At 44.5% G+C, this 22,729-nt stretch carries 19 protein-coding genes; 9 read left to right on the top strand and 10 right to left on the bottom strand.

Annotation, left to right across the window (positions count from 1 at the left end):
* Positions 1-11 precede the first annotated feature (11 nt).
* Positions 12-1,148, bottom strand: a complete 1,137-nt coding sequence (gene tgt, locus OCV50_RS02855) for a tRNA guanosine(34) transglycosylase Tgt (RefSeq protein WP_261903654.1) — start codon at positions 1,146-1,148, stop codon at positions 12-14.
* 179 nt (positions 1,149-1,327) lie between these two features.
* The gene (gene queA, locus OCV50_RS02850; RefSeq protein WP_261903653.1) at positions 1,328-2,380 is read right to left on the bottom strand and encodes a tRNA preQ1(34) S-adenosylmethionine ribosyltransferase-isomerase QueA; all 1,053 of its coding nucleotides are present in this window, start codon (positions 2,378-2,380) and stop codon (positions 1,328-1,330) included.
* Positions 2,381-2,658: 278 nt separating this feature from the next.
* Here queA and OCV50_RS02845 point away from each other — a divergent pair, with 278 nt between their 5' ends.
* Entirely contained in the window at positions 2,659-3,102 is a 444-nt protein-coding gene (locus OCV50_RS02845; RefSeq protein WP_239842327.1) for a CBS domain-containing protein, read from the top strand.
* A 996-nt stretch (positions 3,103-4,098) separates the two neighbouring features.
* Here the strand turns inward: OCV50_RS02845 and OCV50_RS02840 are convergent.
* Positions 4,099-5,004 carry a hydrogen peroxide-inducible genes activator gene (locus OCV50_RS02840; protein WP_239842326.1) on the bottom strand — a complete coding sequence of 302 codons (906 nt, stop codon included), beginning with the start codon at positions 5,002-5,004 and terminating at the stop codon, positions 4,099-4,101.
* A 221-nt stretch (positions 5,005-5,225) separates the two neighbouring features.
* On the opposite strand from OCV50_RS02840, the gene OCV50_RS02835 reads away from it, so the two are divergent.
* The 6 genes from OCV50_RS02835 (at position 5,226) to OCV50_RS02810 (ending at position 10,074) form a co-directional block, all read left to right on the top strand.
* Positions 5,226-5,834, top strand: a complete 609-nt coding sequence (locus tag OCV50_RS02835) for a peroxiredoxin C (RefSeq protein WP_004740353.1) — start codon at positions 5,226-5,228, stop codon at positions 5,832-5,834.
* A gap of 314 nt (positions 5,835-6,148) precedes the next feature.
* Positions 6,149-6,898, top strand: coding sequence for a copper homeostasis protein CutC (locus OCV50_RS02830; protein WP_261903652.1), 750 nt, complete (start codon positions 6,149-6,151; stop codon positions 6,896-6,898).
* A gap of 90 nt (positions 6,899-6,988) precedes the next feature.
* Positions 6,989-7,918 (top strand): LysR family transcriptional regulator, encoded by a 930-nt coding sequence (locus OCV50_RS02825; protein WP_261903651.1) that lies wholly within the window; start codon positions 6,989-6,991, stop codon positions 7,916-7,918.
* A 135-nt stretch (positions 7,919-8,053) separates the two neighbouring features.
* Entirely contained in the window at positions 8,054-8,854 is an 801-nt protein-coding gene (locus tag OCV50_RS02820; RefSeq protein ID WP_261903650.1) for a YadA C-terminal domain-containing protein, read from the top strand.
* Between the two features lie 100 nt (positions 8,855-8,954).
* Positions 8,955-9,512, top strand: a complete 558-nt coding sequence (locus OCV50_RS02815) for a porin family protein (RefSeq protein WP_261903649.1) — start codon at positions 8,955-8,957, stop codon at positions 9,510-9,512.
* 67 nt (positions 9,513-9,579) lie between these two features.
* Positions 9,580-10,074 carry a hypothetical protein gene (locus OCV50_RS02810; protein ID WP_261903648.1) on the top strand — a complete coding sequence of 165 codons (495 nt, stop codon included), beginning with the start codon at positions 9,580-9,582 and terminating at the stop codon, positions 10,072-10,074.
* Between the two features lie 63 nt (positions 10,075-10,137).
* Here OCV50_RS02810 and phoU read toward each other — a convergent pair whose 3' ends face one another.
* From phoU to OCV50_RS02790, 4 genes are read right to left on the bottom strand one after another with little or no spacing between them, the layout of a single operon-like run.
* On the bottom strand, positions 10,138-10,836 hold the full coding sequence (gene phoU, locus OCV50_RS02805; protein ID WP_032551280.1) for a phosphate signaling complex protein PhoU: 699 nt from the start codon (positions 10,834-10,836) through the stop codon (positions 10,138-10,140).
* 40 nt (positions 10,837-10,876) lie between these two features.
* Positions 10,877-11,695, bottom strand: coding sequence for a phosphate ABC transporter ATP-binding protein PstB (gene pstB, locus OCV50_RS02800; RefSeq protein WP_032551279.1), 819 nt, complete (start codon positions 11,693-11,695; stop codon positions 10,877-10,879).
* Positions 11,696-13,396, bottom strand: a complete 1,701-nt coding sequence (gene pstA / locus OCV50_RS02795) for a phosphate ABC transporter permease PstA (protein ID WP_261903647.1) — start codon at positions 13,394-13,396, stop codon at positions 11,696-11,698.
* Positions 13,397-13,420: 24 nt separating this feature from the next.
* On the bottom strand, positions 13,421-15,637 hold the full coding sequence (locus OCV50_RS02790) for an ABC transporter permease subunit (RefSeq protein ID WP_261903646.1): 2,217 nt from the start codon (positions 15,635-15,637) through the stop codon (positions 13,421-13,423).
* Positions 15,638-15,841: 204 nt separating this feature from the next.
* Here OCV50_RS02790 and ppk1 point away from each other — a divergent pair, with 204 nt between their 5' ends.
* Positions 15,842-17,941 carry a polyphosphate kinase 1 gene (ppk1, locus tag OCV50_RS02785; protein WP_261903645.1) on the top strand — a complete coding sequence of 700 codons (2,100 nt, stop codon included), beginning with the start codon at positions 15,842-15,844 and terminating at the stop codon, positions 17,939-17,941.
* A gap of 112 nt (positions 17,942-18,053) precedes the next feature.
* Positions 18,054-19,565: a Ppx/GppA phosphatase family protein gene (locus OCV50_RS02780; RefSeq protein ID WP_261904113.1), complete on the top strand. Its 1,512-nt coding sequence runs from the start codon at positions 18,054-18,056 to the stop codon at positions 19,563-19,565.
* A gap of 10 nt (positions 19,566-19,575) precedes the next feature.
* Here the strand turns inward: OCV50_RS02780 and OCV50_RS02775 are convergent, their stop codons facing one another.
* The 3 genes from OCV50_RS02775 to phoB are packed head-to-tail and all read right to left on the bottom strand — an operon-like array spanning position 19,576 to position 22,573.
* A complete protein-coding gene (locus OCV50_RS02775) occupies positions 19,576-20,496 on the bottom strand; it encodes a PstS family phosphate ABC transporter substrate-binding protein (protein WP_261904112.1) in 921 nt (306 codons plus the stop codon).
* 53 nt (positions 20,497-20,549) lie between these two features.
* On the bottom strand, positions 20,550-21,848 hold the full coding sequence (gene phoR, locus OCV50_RS02770) for a phosphate regulon sensor histidine kinase PhoR (RefSeq protein ID WP_239842317.1): 1,299 nt from the start codon (positions 21,846-21,848) through the stop codon (positions 20,550-20,552).
* Positions 21,849-21,883: 35 nt separating this feature from the next.
* Positions 21,884-22,573, bottom strand: a complete 690-nt coding sequence (gene phoB, locus OCV50_RS02765) for a phosphate regulon transcriptional regulator PhoB (protein ID WP_032551271.1) — start codon at positions 22,571-22,573, stop codon at positions 21,884-21,886.
* Positions 22,574-22,729: the final 156 nt, after the last annotated feature.

Genomic DNA, 22,729 nt, shown 5'->3' with positions numbered 1-22,729 from the left:
CAAAAGAAATACTAAGATTCTTTACCCAGTGGTGGAACTTCACGTCCCATTCTTGCGTAGAACTCTGCCACAAACTCTTCAAAACGGTCTTCATCAATCGCTTTACGGATATCAGACATAACACGTTGGTAGAAGCGCAGGTTGTGAATCGTGTTCAGACGCGCACCTAGGATTTCGTTACAACGGTCTAGATGATGTAGGTAAGACTTGCTGTAGTTCTTACAAGTGTAACAGTCACACTCTGAATCTAGTGGCGTTGTATCCGTTTTATGCTTCGCATTACGGATCTTGATCACACCTTCAGTCACAAATAGGTGACCGTTACGTGCGTTTCGCGTCGGCATTACACAGTCAAACATGTCGATACCACGACGAACACCTTCAACTAGGTCTTCAGGTTTACCAACGCCCATTAGGTAGCGAGGCTTATCTTCAGGCAGTTGAGGACATGTGTGCTCAAGAATACGGTGCATATCTTCTTTTGGTTCGCCTACTGCTAGACCACCAACCGCGTAACCGTCGAAGCCGATCTCAGTTAGGCCTTTAACAGATACATCACGCAGGTCTTCGTATACACCACCTTGAACGATACCGAATAGTGAGTTCGGGTTTTCAAGTTTGTCGAAGTGGTTGCGTGAACGCTCTGCCCAACGTAGAGACATCTCCATAGAGTCTTTCGCTTCTTTGTGGGTCGCTGGGTAAGGCGTACACTCATCGAAGATCATCACGATGTCTGAACCTAGGTCTTTTTGAATTTCCATAGACTTTTCAGCGTCCATGAAGATCTTGTCACCGTTTACTGGGTTACGGAAATGTACACCCTCTTCAGTGATTTTACGCATCGCACCTAAGCTGAATACTTGGAAGCCGCCTGAATCGGTAAGGATAGGGCCTTGCCAGTTCATGAAATCGTGCAAGTCACCGTGCATTTTCATGATCTCTTGACCAGGACGTAACCATAAGTGGAACGTGTTACCCAGTAAGATCTCTGCACCTGTGTCTTTTACTTCTTCAGGTGTCATGCCTTTTACTGTACCGTACGTGCCCACAGGCATGAATGCCGGAGTTTCCACCGTACCACGTTCAAACTGAAGCTGACCACGGCGTGCACCAGCGTTTGTTTTCTTAAGTTCGTATTTTAATTTCACGAAGCCTCCAATATGCCAGAGAAACAATCTGACTGTTAATTCAGAGCTTAAGTTCGTCTTAAGACTCTATGAGGAGCGGTCGCGGATTCCTTGCGAGAAAGAGGCTGATGCTCAACCTCTCTCCTAGCCTACTGCTAGCACCCGTAAATTCTATTTATATCGCTTATTACTGGCTAAAATTAGCTTGTTTTCTTGTTGATGAACATCGCGTCACCATAGCTGAAGAAGCGGTATTCACTCTTCACTGCATGATCGTAAGCACCCATCACGTTGTCGTAACCAGCAAAAGCACTCACCAGCATAATCAAAGTTGATTCAGGCAGGTGGAAGTTAGTGATTAGGCAATCCACCAGCTGGTATTCATAGCCAGGGAAGATAAAGATCTCAGTGTCACCAAAGAACGGAACTAACTCAGTACCTTTTTTCATAGCATCTTGTGCCGCACTTTCAAGTGAACGGACTGATGTGGTGCCTACAGCAATAATACGCCCACCGCGAGCTTTGGTTGCCGCGATTGCATCCACAACCTCTTGCGGTACTTCTACGTACTCAGCATGCATGTGGTGATCATTGATGTTGTCTACTTTAACCGGCTGGAATGTACCTGCACCAACGTGAAGTGTTACATACGCGAATTCCACACCTTTGGCTTTCATATCCGCCATCAGCTTGTCATCAAAGTGAAGACCTGCCGTTGGTGCAGCAACTGCACCTGGCTTTTCGTTGTAAACCGTTTGGTAACGCTCTTTATCTGCGTCTTCATCTGGACGATCGATATAAGGTGGTAGCGGCATATGGCCAACGCTATTCAAGATATCTAGAACGCTCTCCTCAGAAGTAAAGCGAATCTCAAACAGTGCATCATGGCGCGCGACCATCTCTGCTTCATACTCATCGTTCTCACCCAAGAACAACTGTGTGCCTGGTTTTGGTGATTTTGAACAACGAACGTGTGCAAGAATACTTTTCTCATCCAACATGCGCTCAACCAGCACTTCTAGCTTACCGCCAGATGCTTTACGACCGAACACTCGAGCTGGGATAACGCGAGTATTGTTGAAAACCACTAAATCACCGGGTTCAACCAAGTCTAGAACGTCTTTAAACGAACCATCATTTAAGTTACCCGTGTTGCCATCCAGTTTTAATAGGCGGCTTGCTGTGCGCTCCTCTTGTGGATAGCGAGCAATAAGTTCATCGGGTAGGTCAAAGTGAAAATCTGAAACTTGCATTCTTCTAGTCTTGTTTAGTTGGATGAGGTCAATTCAGTAGACGACACGAAGCCGCGACTAAATTTTTCGCAGTGGGCTAGTATAGGCGCACGTGACGCAATAGCAAGGTTTTGCGTATCGGATTATTGTAAATAGGCGTAAAAAATCGACTCGAAATCGTACATGACTTTAGCGACATTTGTTGCATAAAAGTCACCCAATAATGAGTTAGCTCTCAGATATTTTGGGGAGATAAATCTATAGTAGAAGCAGTAAAATAGAATAATAAGGAGGTCCGTATGATCAAGGTTGAAGACATGATGACTCGCAACCCTCATACCCTATTGCGCTCACACTCACTCGCCGATGCAAAACACACCATGGAAGCCTTGGATATTCGGCACATTCCAGTCGTGGATGCAGACAGAAAACTGCTTGGTGTCGTTACTCAACGCGATGTCCTTGCCGCTCAAGAATCTAGCCTACAAAATATCCCTCAAGCTCAATCTTATACTCTCGCCACACCACTTAATGACATCATGCACAAAAACGTCATGTCGGTTGAACCAAGAGCAGGGCTAAAAGAGTCGGCTATTTATATGCAGAAACATAAGGTCGGTTGTCTACCAGTCGTAGAACACGGTGAGTTGGTTGGTATCATCACAGACAGTGACTTCGTAACGATTGCAATCAATCTTTTAGAGTTGCAAGAAGAGAGTGAACCGGAAGAGATTGAAGTTTAGAAAACACTCTTTAAAGCGGGTTTATTGTCTCAATAGAATTCAACAAGCTTGATTCCGTTCATCTCGCTCAATGAATTTTATAGACGACAGACAAAAAAATGAGCGGCTGGATTGGGCCGCTCGAAGGTCAGGGTTTCATGCGTTCCTGTAAACAGTAAGGAATCTTGTTATTGCTCGATCTGGTTTTCATTCTTATATAGGTAGGCGGCCTTCCTACTTATTGCTTCGCTTATCACTGCACTCCTTGATTTCACATCCTGCACGCTTGCACAGATAAAAAGGTTTGGGCTTCATTTCGGGAAAATAACTTAAGGGTTAGGTGAAAGGGTACCTAATCCCTCAAGCTTGCCTGTTCGACACTATCACTATAAATCTAAAAATATTTGTAACTCAAAGACTACATCTTACAGTCGCAAGCTAATTATATTGTATGGGTTGCTTGCTCTATCTTTGGCTGCTTCGTGTTGCCTTCGCCTATTACCATCTCCAAATTTGAAATCGATTACAAGCAAGAGCCACCTAGACATAAGTCTTAATCTTCATGCAGTTAAGTTACCTCAAACAAACATAGAGCAAAAGGTCTAAAGTTAATAAAAAGTTAAATTCAAAGCTTTATATCGTTGTGATCTCAGCCACTATTTGATCGCCAATCCTTCGATAATTTACGTAATTTTATTACGTCGAAAAATTGAGCACCTCATAGTTTAAAACAGTTGTTTGATTCCAAGAAAACAGAAAGAAGTCGTTGAGTGTCAATGGCTGAAATACATATACATCAGGGAAGTTAAACAAGAGCCCAAAAGAGGTGTGTAAAATTAAGCGTGTAAAATTTCACAAATGAATGAAAGCTACTTAACAGCACCTCGATCATTTGTAGTCAAATAAATGCTTATCCGCAGTATAAAATACTAAAAAGCACACCTAATACAGTGTGCTTTTTATGTGAGTTTCAACTATTCAACTTAATACTTATTGCTATCGTGAATACAAAAAAGATCAAAGTAACTCAGAAACAACCTCTGCCAACTGATTGAATGTGCTTACTCGTGAAGAGCTAGGACGCCAAACTAAGCCAATATGACGGTGGGCTTGCTGCCCCGGTGCATCAACCACTACTAAGTTCTGGTTCTCAATCAAGCCATGATCAATCGCCATCTGCGGAATGAATGTTGTGCCTAAACCATTCGCGACCATTTGCACTAGAGTATGAAGGCTGGTTGCTGAGAACGGGTTTATCTTCTCTTTATCGGTTAGCTGGCAAGCCGACACTGCATGTTCTGTTAAACAGTGCTCTTTTTCTAAAAGAAACACCGACTCGTCGGGAAGGTCTGCATATTTAATTGGCGTGCGAATCGCATCCGCCTGATTGCGACTGATGATCATACGGAATGGATCACTACCAACAATCTGGCTCTCCATTCCGTCAATATCGACAGGAAGTGCCAAAATCAACACATCCAGCTCACCTTGGCGTAAAGCTGCCAGCAAGTTGGTCGTGGTGTCTTCACGTAGCAACATATTCAATTCAGGGAAGCGAACATTAACCTCTTGAACTAAGTTACACAGAAGAAAAGGAGCTATCGTCGGAATGCAGCCCACTTTAAGCTGCCCCTGCATATCGCCGCCTTGGCACAATCTCCCTAATTCAACTAAGTCTTGTCCTTTGGCTAGCAACTCTCTGCCATGCTCCACTACTTGTTCACCTGCATGAGTAAACACCAATGGGCTCTTCTTGTCTTTCTTTTCGTATAGAGGACACCCAATCAACTCTTCTAGGTTTTGTATCCCTTTACTCAGGGTTGATTGACTAACAAAACAACGCTCGGCCGCATCCCCGAAGTGGCGTGTTTCATGTAGTGTCACTAGATAGTGAAGTTGCTTAAGACTTGGCCATTTATTCATGAAATTACTTTGTAATATGAGTAAGATAAGTTGGAGTCTACCCACCTGGAATGGTCAATAGACTTGGAAAGGACAAAGAATGGGTTTATCGCTTTTTTCGATGAACTCAATCTATTTAATTCGCTTTTTTCTATAGTACCGATTGTACTATAGTTTGTCGCGTAGAAACGGAGCCCAATCAAAGAAGTATTGGGCCAACTAATTTTTTAGGAGATTCCAAAATGGTACTAGTAGGTCGTCAAGCCCCTGACTTTACTGCAGCAGCTGTTCTAGGTAACGGCGAAATCGTTGACAACTTCAACTTCGCAGAATTCACAAAAGGTAAGAAAGCGGTTGTTTTCTTCTACCCACTAGACTTCACTTTCGTTTGTCCTTCTGAGCTTATCGCTTTCGACAACCGTCTTGAAGATTTCCAAGCTAAAGGCGTTGAAGTAATCGGTGTTTCTATCGATTCTCAATTCTCTCACAACGCATGGCGTAACACTGCTATCGCTGATGGCGGTATCGGTCAAGTTAAGTACCCACTAGTTGCTGACGTTAAGCACGAAATCTGTAAAGCATACGACGTTGAGCACCCAGAAGCTGGTGTTGCTTTCCGTGGTTCTTTCCTAATCGACGCTGACGGCCTTGTACGTCACCAAGTTGTTAACGACCTACCACTAGGCCGTAACATCGACGAAATGCTACGCATGGTTGACGCACTAAACTTCCACGAGAAGAACGGTGAAGTTTGTCCAGCACAATGGGAAGAAGGCAAATCAGGTATGGACGCATCTCCAAAAGGTGTTGCAGCGTTCCTATCTGAGCACGCAGACGACCTAAGCAAGTAATTACATTCTTAAGCCCGCGCTCAACTCGGGTGAATGGTTGGAAGCTCTCTTAGTAGCCAAAGGCACAAGAAGCGTAAAGCAATAGCACAAAGTGCAACGCCAATCAGTTAAGAAGTAAAGTCTTATTTAAAGCCCGAAGTTCACGCTTCGGGCTTTTCTTATATTGATCAGAACCTTCTTGCCCATTTCTCTCAAGTCTCTCAATTGAGGCAGCGATTACCGAAAAGATTTACCCCTATTTCGCTCCCTTTCCCTCTACCCTTTCATAACTCGCTATTGCTATCATCCAGTTATCCCCTCTTCGGAACGACAAAATGAAACCTGAATTAGAAGTATGTATCGACAACCTCGAATCCCTTCACCTTGCTATAGAAGGTGGTGCAGATCGCATAGAGCTCTGCTCATCTCTCGCTCTAGGTGGGCTAACGCCAAGTTTTGGTTTTATGAAGAAAGCGGCTGAGCACTCTTCTGTTCCAGTTTATGCCATGATCAGGCCAAGACAGGGAGACTTTATCTTTAGCTCAGAGGATATCGAGTGCATGCTTGAAGATATTGAGGCTGCTTCTATTGCAGGGCTTTCAGGGGTGGTTTTAGGCGTTACCAACTCGGATGGTAGTCTGGACATAAGCGCATTAGAGCAACTCACTAAAAAGGCAAAGAGCCTCAACTTGGGTATGACTCTCCATCGAGCGATTGATGTTTGCGCAGATTATGAACGTGCATTAGAACAAGCTATCGAATTGGGCTTTGAAAGAATTCTCACTTCCGGACTTGCTCTAACTGCTGAGCTTGGAATTGATATCTTAACGGAAATGGTAAAACAGGCGAGCGGACGCATTGATATCATGGCGGGAGCTGGTGTAAACGCCGCAAATGCGTCGATTCTGCTAGATTCATCTAATGTTGATGCACTGCATTTATCCGGAAAAACCACCCGTACTAGCAGAATGAAGGCAACATCATCTACAAAAATGGGAAACCACGATGTTGATGATTACCTTATTCCTATTACTAGCTCAGAAAAAATAAGAGCCGTAAAAACCGTAATCCTCAATCACATTTAATTGTTTAACAAAGCGTTACCGAGTAATACTGGTTTATCGATTAGAGTCGCGTATATTGTTTAAAGCAGTCAACGACATTAACGGATAGATATGGCAAAGGATTTATTTGGCACACTCGACCTTAACTTGCTACGAACCTTTTTGATTGTTCATCAGGAAAAAAATACTCGTAAGGCCGCTGAGCGTCTTTTCGTTACGCAACCCGCAGTGAGCCAAGCATTGCAAAAACTCAGACACCATTTTGGTGATGACTTATTTGTTAAGGTGCATGGCGGATTACAACCTACTCATTTTAGCGAGCAATTGGCCAATGAACTTGCACCGCATATGGATGGGATTAAAAGTGCCGTGAACTCTTCGTATGGTTTTGACCCTAAAGAGATCGATTACCCAATAAAAATTGCCCTATCACCCGTAGTACTCGCTTGCTTGTCTGGCTCACTCTACAAAACCATCACACAGCAAGCCCCAAACTGTAAATTGGAACTGGCAAGTTGGACTACAGCTTCTGCCGAGGATATTCGAAAAGGTGATGTTTTGATGGGAATTGCGTACCAGCTCCCTTATGTATCTAAAGAAATTTACGCTCAAAAGCTCGTTGATATTGAGGGCAGACTCTTTGTACGAAAAGACCATCCAATTAAAAAATCCATCGTCAAACCGCAAGATCTTGCAGGCTACGAAATCGCATCTCTAATATCACCAGGATGGAACGACAATTTCAGCCAAGCTTCCAAATTGCTTGACGCGTATTCGATTCCCCATCGAGTCGGCTTCCGATCGGAGATGGTATTAGCCATCATTGATGTATTGCTCAATTCCGATATGTATATGCCACATTCAAACCTCTTTCCTATCCAAAATTACCCTAACTTACGAGTTATTGATGTGGATCTCGAAGAGGAGGAAAAAACGATCTCAGTATACAGCCATATTCACATTAAAAACCGCAACAACCCTTTACACAACTGGCTCGATAGCGTGGTCAAGAAGGCACTCAAAGAACAGATTAATAAGTAATACTTATCACCTCTATATAAAACCCTACTTAGCCTAAAAATAATACACTGTTTAATATTCACTCCATCGACACGGAGTCAACCAATTAAGCCATAGTAGGGATGCTCAATATTCAAATTATTGAGAGTGTATTCAATGAAAAAATCAATTATTGCGGTATCTCTAGCTAGCGCATTTTCTTTCAATGCTTTTGCAGAAGCAGAAGTTCAAAACCCAATGTGGAATCAACCAACAAATCCAATCGAAGCAGTACCGGAGCAACCTGTGCTTCCAGGTATCGACAATAGTGTTCCTGGTGTACCAGACCGTCCACAACCACCTGTACATGTTCAGCCACCAATTGAAGCAGCGCCAGAACAACCTGTTCTTCCTGAAGTTGACAATGGCGTACCTGGTATCCCGGATCGTCCGCAGCCACCGGTTCACGTTCAACCACCAATCGAAGCTGCGCCAGAGCAACCACCTATTGATAACACTCCGCCGCGTCCACAACCAGAGCGTCCAACAAACCCAATTGAAGGTGTTCCGTCTCAGCCACCAATTGATAACGCACCAGATCGTCCGACGCCTGACTTCGGTGATACACCTGATATTTCAGGCCCAACCGAATCAGAGCGAACTTCTGCTCTAGAACTTGGCTTCCAAGCAATGGCTGAAGAGTACAACCAAAAGTTCAATGAGCATCAAGAGCAGATGGATGGTATCCGTGCGAGCTTACACGCGGTAACGAACGCACGCCCATTCGTGACTAACGGTGAATTTGCTGTCGGTGCCGGTGTTGGTTTTGCTGGATCTAAAGAAGCGATTGCTCTAGGTGGCGCTTACGGTATCAGTGAACAACTGAGCGTATCAGGCACATTCAACTACGAGACCTCAGGCAAATACTCATCATCAGATGTCTCTGGTGGCGTGGGTGTCCAGTTTAACTTCAAGTAACACTCTCTCCCCTACTAAGGATGGTGGGGGACCTTTTCTTCAGGGAGCTTTATTCACCGAAGTGCCGGATGCGCTTACTTTAATCATTAATGAGAGTGTTATGAAAATTGTACAAACGATCGCTTTAACTACCGCCCTTTTATCAACGGCTAGCTTTGCTGCACAAGATGCCTTTTCGAGTCATCGAATAGGTGCTGGCTTCTCTACTGCTGAAATAGACTATGTGTACTCCGGATATCCAAATGCCGATTTGGGTAGCGGACTCAAGCTGGAATATGGTTACGATTTAAACCGTATTTTTGGCTTTAACGCATCGATGGATTACATCACCGACGATTATAGCTTCAGCAGTATTAAGTACGAATCAAAAGTCACAACCATTAAGTTAGACTCAGACATTGGTTATACATTTGATTTAGATGGGTTCAATCTTAAACCTTATGGCGCAATTGGTTTAGCCCGCATCATTGATAAACAAACAATTAGCGATGCACAAGATAGCTACACCATCTCAAGAAACGATACCTCTATTCTGATGGGTGCAGGTGTACGCGCACACTTTGACTTTGGCTTATACAGTGATCTTCGCTTCAACTTTATGATGCTTGATGACTACGACATCGATCAGCTATCCATTACTTTCGGATACAAGTTTTAGCCCAACACTTTAAACCATCGCATCAAGGAGTATTTCGCCAAGGTGGGCACTGATTAGTAGGTCATCTATGAAACTCAAACATATTGCTCTAGCTCTCTCTTTTTTAAGCGCGCCATTTGTTCATGCAAACGGTCTTCACCTTTCTCCTGAACTAAAAATTGGTGCTTACCATGGATTTGGTATACAGGCGGGAGTGACTGAAGTCGCCAATTTTGATGCGGTTTACCTTAACTACTCTCACCTTTGGTATGAAAGTGACAGATATGACGAGTCTGTTGACTCATATCGACTGGGTATCCAAAAAAGTTTTGGCGCGCAAGGTACGCACGGATTTCAAGCTGAAATTGGTTTTGCTACCTACGATGGCGACAAAACACGTTCGGGAGTTACGGAAAGCAAATCTGCTACAGGATTGAGCATTGGAGGAGCTTACGTTTACCAAGCTACATCTGTGCTCGCGCTAAGAGCTGGGGCTGATATGAACATCTTCGACCATAACAAAACTTATATCCCTTATGACACCACGATTAACCTTAATCTTGGTGCCATCATCAGTTTTTAGTACTAATAGCGAATTTCAAAAAATAGCGGCTCAGCTTCGAAGATTATTATTCAAGCCGTCAGACTATTTCAAAGCGTCATCTAGGCTTTGGTTTCCTAGATGGCGTACATCTTTCCCTTTCACGAAATAGATGATGTACTCACAAATGTTTTGGCATCGATCTCCCACACGTTCTATGGCACGAGCCGACCACATCACTTGCAGAATATTGGGGATGTTTTTGGGATCTTCCATCATATAGGTCATTAACTGACGAATTACCGCCTCATATTCAGCATCGAGCTTATCATCAAGTTTATGCACTTCCGCTGCAGCATCGACATCCATGCGTGCAAAAGCATCAAGAACCTGATGCAGCATCGCAATAGCATGGCGACAGAGTGGCTCTAATGAGACATGGAATTTCTGGTTCTTAGTTGAAGGGATATCAATCGCACCTTGAGCAATCTTAGATGCGACATCACCAATACGTTCAAGATCAGTAATAGTCTTAATGATCGCCATGATTAAACGCAGATCTTTCGCTGTGGGTTGTCGCTTGGCAATGATTCGAGTACACGCCTCATCAATCGACACTTCCATTGCATTGACTTTATGATCATCTCGAATCACTTTCTTAGCCAATTCAATATCATCTTTATGCAGTGCCTGCATTGCAAAAGAGAGCTGCTGCTCCACAAGGCCGCCCATAGTCAAAACATGAGTACGTATTGACTCAAGCTCCACGTTAAATTGTCCAGATATATGACGACCGAAATGCATGTCCGCTCCTAAATGATGGCTTACTATGACGATAGCAAACTTAACCGTATCTTCCTGTAATGTAGTCTTCAGTTTGATTTTTCAATGGCGACGTAAAGATTGAATCTGTATCTGAGTACTCGATCAACTTACCCATATGAATAAAGGCGGTGTGATCACTCACTCGCGCCGCTTGTTGCATGTTATGAGTCACAATCACTACCGTGTATTGCGTTTTAAGATCGTTAATCAGTTCTTCAATCGTCAGTGTTGAAATTGGATCGAGTGCCGAGGTTGGCTCATCCAATAACAAGACTTCAGGTTCAATTGCCACCGCACGCGCAATCACCAAACGCTGTTGCTGACCACCGGACAAACCAAACGCGTTTTCATGCAGTCGATCCTTTACTTCATCCCATAACGCTGCTGCACGCAAAGAGCGCTCGACCGCATCATCAAGATCACGACTGTTACTCATACCTTGAAGGCGCAGACCGTAAACCACATTTTCATAAATCGACTTAGGGAAAGGGTTTGGTCTTTGAAAAACCATACCGACTCGTCGACGTAAGGTTGCAACATCTACTTGAGGATCATAAACATTGTGACCATAAAGCTTCACTTTGCCAGAGACTCGACACCCTTCCACTAAATCGTTCATTCGATTGATGCAGCGCAACAAGGTCGATTTTCCACACCCCGAAGGCCCGATAAATGCAGTTACCTGTCCTTTAGGGATCTTCATTGAGATGTCATCCAGTGCTTGGCTCTCTTTGTAATGAAGATTTAGCCCCTCAATCGAGATAGCGGTTTGCTCATCCGTTAGATTGTGTACATCAAGTGGGGCGTAATAACCCAAGGTTTCATTAATTGAAAACATCTAATCTTGTCCTAAGGTTCGGTACTTCTCACGCAAATTATTGCGGATATTAATCGCGGTTAGGTTCAACCCAACAATCACAGTAACCAAAAGAAACGATGTGGCGTACACCAATGGTCTTGCCGCTTCGATGTTTGACGTCTGAAAGCCAACATCATAAATATGGAAGCCTAAATGCATGAACTTTCGATCTAGATGCACATAAGGGAACTGACCGTCGACCGGTAAACTAGATGCCAGCTTAACGACACCCACCAGCATCAATGGCGCTACCTCGCCTGCTGCACGCGCAATCGCGAGAATCAAACCCGTAATGATCGCTGGGCTTGCCATCGGTAACACAATGCGCCATAGCGTTTCAAACTGTGTTGCCCCTAAAGCTAATGAACCGTGACGAACGGCACTAGGGATTCGCGTTAAACCTTCTTCTGTCGTGACAATAACCACGGGAAGCGTTAACACAGCCAAAGTCAGTGAAGACCATAACAGTCCAGGAGTACCAAAGGTTGGAGCTGGTAAACGCTCAGCATAAAACAGCGTATCAATCGAGCCACCGATCGTATAAACAAAGAAACCTAAGCCAAATACCCCATACACAATCGACGGAACACCGGCTAAATTAATCACCGCAATACGAATTAGACGCGTGAGAGCATTAGTCTTCGCATATTCATGAAGATAGATAGCAGCAATGACACCAAGGGGCATCACCACAATCGACATTAATATCACTAGCAACACAGTACCAAATATTGCTGGGAAAACGCCACCTTCTGAATTTGACTCCCTCGGGTTTTCCGACAAAAACTTCCAGATCTGCTTAAACCAATGCGTCACTTTCTCAGCATAGTTCATCTGGTTTGGATACCAGTAATCTAGAATGTGGCTCAAAGGAATCTCAACGTGCTGCCCGGTCATGTCTTCAACAATTAAGCTTTCGATGTTGAGCTGAGTTCTTAGTTGCTCCAAACGCAATTCGGCATCATCAAGCTGCTCATTGAGTGTGCGTCGGGTGTCTTCATAACTTTTTAAGTAGCTATCGCTAACCGTTGAGTTTAGCTCTAGCTTTCGCTTTTCAAGTCTTAACTTATCTAATTGCCAACTGATCCCACGGATCTCTTGATTCACGATCCGAGAGGTTTCTTCACGAAGTACATCTGCAAACGCAAGACCATCTTCCAAAGACTGATCTATATCGGTCACACTTGAGCCAGCAGCGCTTTCAAAACCAATCGGCTTACCAAAGAAGTATCCACCTCGACTACGCTCTATCACTGCCCACTCTTGCGGCTCTGTTGGCTGCTGCAAATTGATATCTAAAATAGAGACGAAATCGGCTGGGTATAGCTCTCGATTGGCTACTTTAATGCTTAAGCGCTTCACCAAACCCGTCGCGAGTTGTTGCTCAGATAAATACTCTTGAGATTGTGGGATCTGTGAGATAGGAATGTACTTATTCTCATACAGCTGCCCGATAAGGCGATCGGGTGAACCATTTAGCTCAACCTGTGAAAGGGTCGACTCATCTAGTTGCCACTGGTAAAGAGGAGCGGGCCAAAAGTACGTTAGTCCCTTCCAACCGATTAAGAGCATCAATCCAAGCACGGAAAGCATACTGATACTCACCGCACCACCGGTCAGCCAAATCCAAGGGGAGCCAGACTGTACCCAGTTAAGTAGAGATTTAAATTTATTGGCCATGAATACTATGCTGCCCCTTCAAAACTATAACGCACGATACTTGTCGCGCAGTCGTTGTCTTACCCACTCCGCTAAGAAGTTTACAGCGAACGTAAAGACAAACAGCAGCAACGCCGCTAAGAATAATAAGCGGAAGTGGGAGCCACCAACTTCGGATTCAGGTAGCTCAACTGCGATGGTCGCAGATAGCGTTCTCATCCCCTCTAAGATGTTCCAATCTAAAATCGGGGTATTACCTGTCGCCATAAGTACAATCATGGTTTCACCCACAGCGCGCCCTAACCCCATCATGATTGCAGAGAAAATACCCGGGCTTGCAGTCAGTAATACCACATAAATCAGTGTTTGCCATGCCGTAGCACCTAAGGCTAGCGACCCGTCAGAGAGATGCTTGGGTACAGAGAAGATCGCATCTTCTGCGATGGTAAAGATGGTAGGAATCACAGCAAAGCCCATAGCAAAACCAACCACCAGAGCGTTTCTTTGGTCAAAGCCAATGCCGTATCCAGCAAGAAAAGTGCGAATATCCCCACCAAACAACAGAGCTTCAATCTGATTCCCTAACAAGAACACACAGATAATGGTAATAACTAACACCGGTATCAGTATCAATGCATGCCAGCCATTAGAGAATCGGCGAGTAAAGCCTTTAGGAATTACATACCAAACCAACCCGGTCAGCAATGCACTTAATGGAAGGGCAATCATCAAAGAGAAAACCGCCGTAAGATGGGTTTCGACAATAGGCGCAAACCATAAACCAGCCAAGAAGCCGATGATAACAGTAGGCAAAGCCTCCATAAGTTCAATCGACGGCTTCACAACTCGGCGCATTCTTGGCGACATGAAATAGGCCGTGTAAATGGCACCTAACACAGCAATCGGCGTTGCAAAAAGCATCGCAAACAACGCAGCTTTAATCGTTCCGAAAGTGATCGGTATTAAGCTGAACTTCTCTTCAAAGTCGTCATTGGCTGATGTCGATTGCCATACGTAAGCAGGTTCTGGATAGCTTTCATACCATACCTTCTGCCACAAGGAGGACAGTGAGATCTGAGGATATTCATTATCAACCGCGGCTACGCGAATTTCATCGTCTATCAATGCCACGAGGTGTAATTCATTAGCGGACATCGCGGCCAACTGTGGCGATTTTTCAAAGGCACGCTCAAACAACGACAGCTTTTCACTGGTGGTGTAATGGCTTTGCAAAGTGCCATTTTTATAGAAGCTGTAAAAGCCCTTTCGATAGGTGTCGGGCAGAATGAACTGTACTTCTTCTGCGAGTTGAAAGTCTCGAATGTGGGTTAGGCTGCGCTGTTTATCCTTGAGCACATCAAACCATTGTGAAACCTGCCCATCGTTATGGGTAACGAGCAGAGAATAAGCGCCAGACAGCAGATCAATCGTCTTCACGGCGTGTTTTTCATCACTCAGACTCAAGTCCACCAGCTCTCTAACCGAAAACTGGGATTGGCTGAGTGTTAGTACCGCCAGCTCAGATCCTGCTCTCAAGTAAAGCGTATTGCCATCAGGTGTCATCAAGATCTGATCTTGTTGACTAAACTTAGTTGAGAGCCATTGACTTGCCTGCTGATGGTAATTGCCTTGTAGATCGGCTTGATACCATTTTACAAGTAAACGCTGATCGGTGAGCTGAGCAGTGATGGTCAACTGTGAGCCATGACGTGAGAAAGCAAAGTGCTCTATCTCAGCTCCATTACTTTCCGTCACCGATAAGAAACGTTCAATGGTATTTAATCGTTGTACCTTAGGTTCAGCAATACTGTTCGGTTTGTATAACGGCGCGCTAAATTCAGGAGAGAAGAAGGTGATGTCGCCACTGTTCGTCGCAAATGCAAACCAATTTTCCGCTGGAGTATTACGAGCGAAAGCAACCGGTGCTGCGGTAATCTGCTCAGAAAAATAAGAGTCTGAGTTTTGTGTATCTAAGTCCCAAAACTGTACTTTACCTGAGTTTTCAATAGTAAAGGCATGCTTACCGTACTCATCGACGGACAGCGCTACAGCATTGTTTACATTAAGAGACTTTGGATTATCACTGACCTGAATATCAGCATCAGAAAATACCGGCAGGATGACCATAGCGAGATAAATGAAGATCAGTACTAAAGCTGCCAGAACACTTACCCCGCCGCACGTCACAGAAAAGCGGACAAGACGGTCTTTCAACCATCGCTTCTTGTCTTTTTCTTTCAGTGAAAATTGGCTTGGGGTCATCTTTCTATCTACCTTTTTTGAGCTAATATCATAATATTTCGATTAGATGACAATTATATTACAGGTCACATTAAATAACTGAAACTAGTAGCAACTTTTGCATAAACTTTCAATTGCAATAATACCGTAACAAAATGAGCATACGCTGCTTATTTTTTATAATTAAGCCCCAAAAAATGCGTCAGTCAATCAAGGAGAGTCTTAATGAATGCGGAAAAACTCTACATAGAAAAAGAACTTAGCTGGCTCTCTTTTAATGAGAGAGTATTGCAAGAGTCCGCAGACAAACATGTTCCTTTGATAGAACGTGTCCGCTTTTTGGGTATTTTCTCCAACAACTTGGACGAGTTTTACAAAGTTCGCTTTGCTGATGTCAAACGCCGAATCTTAATTAACCAAGAGCGCGGCATTAATGATAATTCAAAGCACCTCTTGGCTAAAATGCAAACCAAAGCACTAAAACTCAATCAAAGGTTTGATGAACTCTACAATGAATTGATTCTAGAGATGGCAAGACGGCGCATCTTTCTGGTCAATGAAACGCAATTAAACGAATCGCAGATAAAGTGGATCCGAAAGTATTTTCGTAAAGAAATACTGCCTCACATCACCCCGCTACTGATGACCGATGAGATCGACGTATTACAATTTCTAAAAGATGAGTATGCGTATCTCACCGTCGAGCTAGAAAAAGATCAACAGTCCAGTTATGCCCTGATCGAAATACCGACCGATCACCTCCCTCGCTTCGTTAAAGTGCCTGAACCGAAGGGCAAGCGTCGCAAGACCATCATTCTGCTCGACAACATCATTCGCTATTGTATAGACGATCTATTCAAAGGATTCTTTGAGTACGATAGCCTCAATTGCTACGCCATGAAAATGACCCGAGATGCCGAGTATGATCTCAGCTATGAAGTCGAGCATAGTCTGCTAGAGCAGATGTCGGAAGGGGTCGCACAAAGATTGAGTGCTATGCCCGTGCGCTTTGTGTATGAGCACACTATGCCTGAAAAGATGCTCCATTTCTTGTGTAACAAACTTGGGATGTCCAACTATGACAGTTTAATCCCAGGCGGTCGATATCATAATTTCAAAGACTTTATCGCCTTCCCAAACATGGGGCGTGAGTACTTGGAGAATAAGCCCCTCCCCCCGATGAAGTGCGCCGACTTCGACGGCTTCCATAACACATTTGATGCGATCAAAGAGAAAGATATTCTGCTCTACTACCCTTATCACACCTTTGACCATATCACAGAGTTGGTTCGCCAAGCCTCGTTCGATCCTAAAGTGATCAGCATTAAGATAAACATCTATCGAGTTGCGAAGAACTCCAAGCTGATGAACTCGATCATTGATGCCGTACACAATGGAAAAAGCGTCACAGTGGTGGTTGAGTTGCAAGCTCGCTTCGATGAAGAAGCCAACATTGAATGGGCAAAAGTGCTTACCGAAGCCGGTGTACACGTTATCTTTGGTGCACCCGGCTTGAAGATCCACTCAAAGCTGCTCTTGATTAGCCGTCGCGAAGGGGAAGAGATTACCCGCTATGCTCATATCGGTACTGGAAACTTCCATGAAAAAAATGCTCGCATCTATACGGACTTCTCTCTCCTGACTGCCGACCAAGATTTGGCAAATGAGGTACGTAACGTTTTTGGGTACATTGAAAACCCATACCGCCCTGTACACTTCGATCACTTAATTGTTTCACCGCGCAATTCTCGTAAAAAACTATACCGCTTGATCGATGGTGAAGTCTCAAACGCCAAGGCCGGTAAGAAAGCGCAGCTGACGCTAAAAGTGAACAACCTTGTAGACAAAGGATTGATTAATAAACTCTATGGTGCAAGCAGTGCAGGTGTGAAAATTCGCATGATCATTCGAGGTATGTGCTCTTTAGTCCCTGGCGTGGAAGGTATCAGTGAAAACATTGAAATTATTAGTATTATTGATCGTTTTCTTGAACACCCTCGCGTCATTATCACGCACAATGATGGAGATCCTCAGGTCTACATCTCGTCTGCAGATTGGATGACTCGAAACATTGACCACCGCATTGAAGTTGCGGCACCAATCCGTGATGAACGTTTGAAACAACGTATCATTGATATTGTAAATCTCCATTTTACCGATACAGTTAAAGCTAGATGGATTGATAAAGAGATGAGCAATAATTACGTTCCACGTGGTAACCGTAAAAAAGTTCGCTCACAAGTCGCCATCTATGATTACCTCAAGCAGGTCGAAAAGCACACCAAAAAAGCCAGGGAACCAAAGCCAGACGATGAGCAAAACTAACGATGCTTCCTCTAAAGAAAAAAATACTTCCCTAGATACCGCCTTACTTGAGGCGGCATCTACGCCAATCCGAAATGTCGCGGCCATTGACTTAGGCTCCAACAGCTTCCACATGGTGGTCGCGAAGGTCATTGGCCAAGAGCTACAACTTGTTAGCCGCCACAAACAGCGCGTGCGTTTAGGTTCTGGTCTAGACAGCCAGTCTAACCTCAGCAACAGTGCCATGGAGCGAGGCCTTGAGTGCTTAGCTATGTTTGCAGAGCGCATACAAGGCTTTGAGTTAGACAACGTTCGTATCGCGGCAACTCATACCCTTCGACAAGCAAACAATGCTCATATTTTTATCCAGAGAGCAAAAGAGGTGCTCCCTTTCCCAATTGAAGTGATCCCTGGCCAAGAGGAAGCTCGTCTCATCTATCTTGGCGTTGCGCACACCCAACCCGAATCCGACTCTAAACTGGTGGTTGATATTGGCGGGGGCAGTACCGAACTGATCATTGGTGAAGGCTTTGAAGCCAAGCTGGTCAATAGTAAACAAATGGGCTGTGTAAGTTTTACTCATCGCTATTTCGCCAATAATAAACTCTCATCAAAGAACTTTGCTAAAGCGATAATCGCTGCCCAACAGCGCCTCGAGCCACTGACTGCACAATATAAAAAGAGAGGCTGGGAGGCAGCTCTAGGCTCTTCTGGTACGATTAAAGCCATCAAAGAAGTCCTAATTGGCTTAGGTTATGAAGACTCAATCATCACAGAGAAAAGATTAGAACACCTTATCGATACCTTATGCGAGCACAAAACCATTGACGATATCGACATTAAGGGATTAACCGTTGAGCGTCAGCCGGTATTTGCGGCGGGTGTTGCTATTCTTACAGGTATTTTCAAAGCGTTATCGATCAAGGAGATGCACTTTTCAGATGGCGCACTTCGAGAGGGTCTGTTGTATGAAATGGAAGAGCGCTTTCAACGCTCCGATATTCGAATGCGAACCACAGAAAACTTAGCACTCAAACATCAGGTCGACTTAGAACATGCAGCACGAGTTAAAGGCCAAGCCTTAGAGTTTATCCATCAACTGCAAGATTCACTTGGCATCAAGAAAAAAAGTCAGCTATTTGACCTCTTGAGTTGGAGTGCCCTACTCCATGAAGTCGGTCTTAGTATTAGCTTTCAAGGGTTTCATCGTCACTCTGCCTACATCTTAAAGCACACCAATATGCCTGGCTTCAACAGTGAGCAGCAGTCGGTGATGGCGACTTTGGCACGCTTCCAACGCAAGTCTTTAAAGCTTCAAGATATACCCGATTTCAGCCTGTTCAAGAAAAAGCAGATAATCGGTTTAGTGAAAATTCTTCGTTTAGCTATTTTATTGAATGGACAGCGTAATGATGCGCCACTGTTAGATATTAAGATAGAGCCCGTGGATAAAGATCATTGGAAGCTGAGCTGTGATAACCCTGAGTGGCTGACTGAAAACAAGCTGCTCGCCGCAGATTTAGCACAAGAGCAAGAACTTTGGGAGCAAGTCGACTGGCAGCTTAGCTTCGATAACAATGGTTTTAATAACAATGGCTTCGAAGAGAATGGTTTCGATGATAATACCGAAACCAAGCCTTCATAAAGTAGCGCAATTACAGCCCAACTTTAGCTAGCTCTTGTTGGGCAAACTCTCTTGGGATCGCTACGTAGCCATCCTTTTCAACCAACTCTTGCCCCTGCTTTGAGAACACAAAAGTTAGGAACTCCTGCTCTACTGGTGAAAGAGGTCTCTCTGGATGCTTATTCACATAAACGTAGAGGAATCGAGATAATGGGTAATCACCATCAATGATGTTTTCTCGCGTGGCATCCACGTAATCATCACCTTGAATCGCTACCGGAATCAATTTAACGCCAGCCACTTGATAACCTATACCTGAGTAACCAATACCACTAATCGACGAGGAAACAGACTGAACTACTGAGGCAGAGCCCGGTTGCTCATTGACACGGTTTTTAAAATCACCGCCACATAGCGCATTCATTTTGAAGTAACCATATGTCCCTGAAACCGAGTTTCGTCCGAACAACTGAAACGGGTGTTTAGCCCAACTTTGGGTGATACCCAGGTCTTGCCAAGTCTCATAGGATTGATTGGCACCACAGCGTAGAGTTTGCGAAAAGATGCCATCGATTTGGCGAAAGTTCAGCCCTTGAATGGGGTTATCTCTATGAACAAAGATACCAATCGCATCAATTGCAACTTTAAGCGCGGTCGGCTTATAGCCGTGTTCACGCTCAAAGGCTTCAATCTCACGAAGGCGCATTGGTCGGCTCATTGGCCCTAAGTGTGCTGTGCCCTCGGTCAATGCAGGAGGAGCAGTCGACGAACCAGAAGCCTGTACCTGCGCGTTCACATTTGGGTAGTAAGTCTTAAACTCTTCCATCCACAGTGTTGTCATACCAGCCAAGGTATCTGATCCAACCGATAAGAGACTTCCCGAAATACCATGGACTTTTTTGTAGTCTGGCAGAGATTCCGTAGTTTGCTCAGAACGAACGATGCCACTCATGGTTAGAGTGGCAATCAAAAGGCTAGAGACGGACAATTTTCTCATCAATTGACTCATTGAACTGTTAGACGGCTTGGTAGCGTAAAGGAGAAACGACTCCCAACGCCAACTTTACTCTGTATTTCGAGATGTGAGTCGTGATGGCTGAGTGCATGCTTCACAATCGCGAGCCCTAAGCCGCTCCCTCCGGTATCTCGAGATCGCGCCTTATCTACACGATAGAAACGCTCAGTTAATCTGTGCAGGTGTTGAGGCTCAATACCATCACCGGTATCGGAGACATCTAGACAGGCACCTTGACTGGTTTGATACCAACGCACCTTCACCGTAGCGCCCGCTGGCGTGTATTTCACTGCGTTGTACACCAGATTAGAGATGGCGCTGCGTAGCTGATCTTCATCGGCGAGAACACGTAAGCTCTTATCGATATCAAATTCAAGCTTATGCTCTTTATCACCACTCAAACTTGTCGCTTCTTTCTCGAGTACCTCGAGCATCGCAGGAACATTAACCACTTCATCCAGATCATGCATTGGAGCCGCTTCAATCTTGGATAACGTCAACAATTGATTGACTAGACTATTCATGCGATTCAACTGCTCTGTCATCACCCCATGCGCTTTACTCCACATCGGGCCGACCACCATATCTGGGTCTTCAGTCATTTCAAGGTAGCCTTGAAGCACAGTCATTGGTGTACGCAGTTCATGAGAAACGTTAGCGAAGAAATTACGACGCATGCCCTCAAGTTGCTTAAGCTGAGTAACATCACGCACCACCATAAGGTGCTCGCCCTCAGTATAAGGCACGATACGTAATTCCAACATACGCTCGACATTCAGGGGAGAAGGCATCTCTAATGGCTCAGAGAAGTCCTGCTTATTGAGGTACTTTATGAAATCTGGAGTACGAATCAGATTGGAGATTGGCTGACCAGAATCATCCGGCCAACGAAAGCCGAGTAAGTATTGAGCGAGTTTGTTACACCAAACAATATTGCCTTCACTACGAAATACCACAACGGCATCAGGCAGCGATTCCGCACCATTACGGAAACGGCGAATCAGATTGGTTAACTCTTTGCGCTTACGACGCTGTCTCTGTTGCATGCGGTAGATACCGTTAAACAGAGACTCCCAATTTCCAGAACCTGAAGGTGGTGTTAATCGCTTTTCATCCCACAACCACGCCGATAGACGCATTTGGTTGTGAAGATGCCATGCCAACTGCAATACCGTAGCAGCCAGCAATAACCAAGGTAGATAGCCAAATATCCAGCCAACTATAAACCAAGGTGCGTAAAAAAAAGCCAGCTCCCAAGCCAGCTTCTTCCAGGTTAACTTTTCAACCATTCAGGACTCCGTAAATCGGGCATCGAAGCCATATATTAAGCTTTTGTAGAGAAGCGATAGCCAGCACCGCGAACTGTTTGAATCAGTTTATCGTGGCCTGCAGCTTCAAGCGCTTTGCGAAGGCGACGAATATGTACATCCACAGTACGGTCTTCTACGTAAACGTTGGTTCCCCAAACATTATTCAGTAGCTGCTCGCGGCTATATACACGCTCTTGATGCGTCATAAAGAAATGCAACATTTTGAATTCTGTCGGTCCCATATCAACAGGGCCATCACTCGCGGTAACACGGTGAGAAACAGGATCAAGCTTGAGGCCTTGCACGTCGATCACATCTTCTAGAGCCGTTGGTGTCACACGACGAATCACAGCTTTCAAACGAGCAACCAGTTCTTTTGGTGAGAATGGCTTAGTGATGTAGTCATCTGCGCCCACTTCTAAACCACGAACCTTGTCTTCCTCTTCACCACGCGCTGTCAGCATTACCACTGGGATGTTACGAGTGAGTTCTTCGCGCTTCATATGCTTGATGAAATTAATACCGCTACCACCCGGTAACATCCAATCTAGTAATACTAGATCTGGGAAAGGTTCACATAGCTTGTTCACCGCTGTATCGTAATCTTCAGCTTCTACTGCTTGGTAGCCTTTTTGTTCAAGTACAAAACACAGCATCTCACGAATAGGTGCTTCATCCTCAACGACCAGAATCCTTCTCGACATAATTGAATAGCCTTTGTATTTAATCAACGCATTGCATTATCAGAGTTAATTATGACACTTTTGTGACCTTTGAAAACAAATTTTAATATAACTGTCTCAATCGTTTCACTTTAGAAGTTTTGATAGCGAATTAACGACAAATTCGATCAAATCCCC

Source organism: Vibrio fortis (assembly GCF_024347475.1).
GTDB lineage: Bacteria > Pseudomonadota > Gammaproteobacteria > Enterobacterales > Vibrionaceae > Vibrio > Vibrio fortis.
The sequence above is the reverse complement of the archived record's forward strand: the minus strand, read 5'-3'. Positions and strand labels throughout refer to the sequence as shown.

Excerpts from the sequence above, each read along its gene's own strand:
- queA (WP_261903653.1), bottom strand. The coding sequence starts at position 2,380 with ATGCAAGTTTCAGATTTTCACTTTGACCTACCCGATGAACTTATTGCT.
- OCV50_RS02845 (WP_239842327.1), top strand. The coding sequence starts at position 2,659 with ATGATCAAGGTTGAAGACATGATGACTCGCAACCCTCATACCCTATTG.
- OCV50_RS02840 (WP_239842326.1), bottom strand. The coding sequence starts at position 5,004 with ATGAATAAATGGCCAAGTCTTAAGCAACTTCACTATCTAGTGACACTA.
- OCV50_RS02835 (WP_004740353.1), top strand. The coding sequence starts at position 5,226 with ATGGTACTAGTAGGTCGTCAAGCCCCTGACTTTACTGCAGCAGCTGTT.
- OCV50_RS02830 (WP_261903652.1), top strand. The coding sequence starts at position 6,149 with ATGAAACCTGAATTAGAAGTATGTATCGACAACCTCGAATCCCTTCAC.
- OCV50_RS02825 (WP_261903651.1), top strand. The coding sequence starts at position 6,989 with ATGGCAAAGGATTTATTTGGCACACTCGACCTTAACTTGCTACGAACC.
- OCV50_RS02820 (WP_261903650.1), top strand. The coding sequence starts at position 8,054 with ATGAAAAAATCAATTATTGCGGTATCTCTAGCTAGCGCATTTTCTTTC.
- OCV50_RS02815 (WP_261903649.1), top strand. The coding sequence starts at position 8,955 with ATGAAAATTGTACAAACGATCGCTTTAACTACCGCCCTTTTATCAACG.
- OCV50_RS02810 (WP_261903648.1), top strand. The coding sequence starts at position 9,580 with ATGAAACTCAAACATATTGCTCTAGCTCTCTCTTTTTTAAGCGCGCCA.
- phoU (WP_032551280.1), bottom strand. The coding sequence starts at position 10,836 with ATGCATTTCGGTCGTCATATATCTGGACAATTTAACGTGGAGCTTGAG.
- pstB (WP_032551279.1), bottom strand. The coding sequence starts at position 11,695 with ATGTTTTCAATTAATGAAACCTTGGGTTATTACGCCCCACTTGATGTA.
- pstA (WP_261903647.1), bottom strand. The coding sequence starts at position 13,396 with ATGGCCAATAAATTTAAATCTCTACTTAACTGGGTACAGTCTGGCTCC.
- OCV50_RS02790 (WP_261903646.1), bottom strand. The coding sequence starts at position 15,637 with ATGACCCCAAGCCAATTTTCACTGAAAGAAAAAGACAAGAAGCGATGG.
- ppk1 (WP_261903645.1), top strand. The coding sequence starts at position 15,842 with ATGAATGCGGAAAAACTCTACATAGAAAAAGAACTTAGCTGGCTCTCT.
- OCV50_RS02780 (WP_261904113.1), top strand. The coding sequence starts at position 18,054 with ATGGTGGTCGCGAAGGTCATTGGCCAAGAGCTACAACTTGTTAGCCGC.
- OCV50_RS02775 (WP_261904112.1), bottom strand. The coding sequence starts at position 20,496 with ATGAGTGGCATCGTTCGTTCTGAGCAAACTACGGAATCTCTGCCAGAC.
- phoR (WP_239842317.1), bottom strand. The coding sequence starts at position 21,848 with ATGGTTGAAAAGTTAACCTGGAAGAAGCTGGCTTGGGAGCTGGCTTTT.
- phoB (WP_032551271.1), bottom strand. The coding sequence starts at position 22,573 with ATGTCGAGAAGGATTCTGGTCGTTGAGGATGAAGCACCTATTCGTGAG.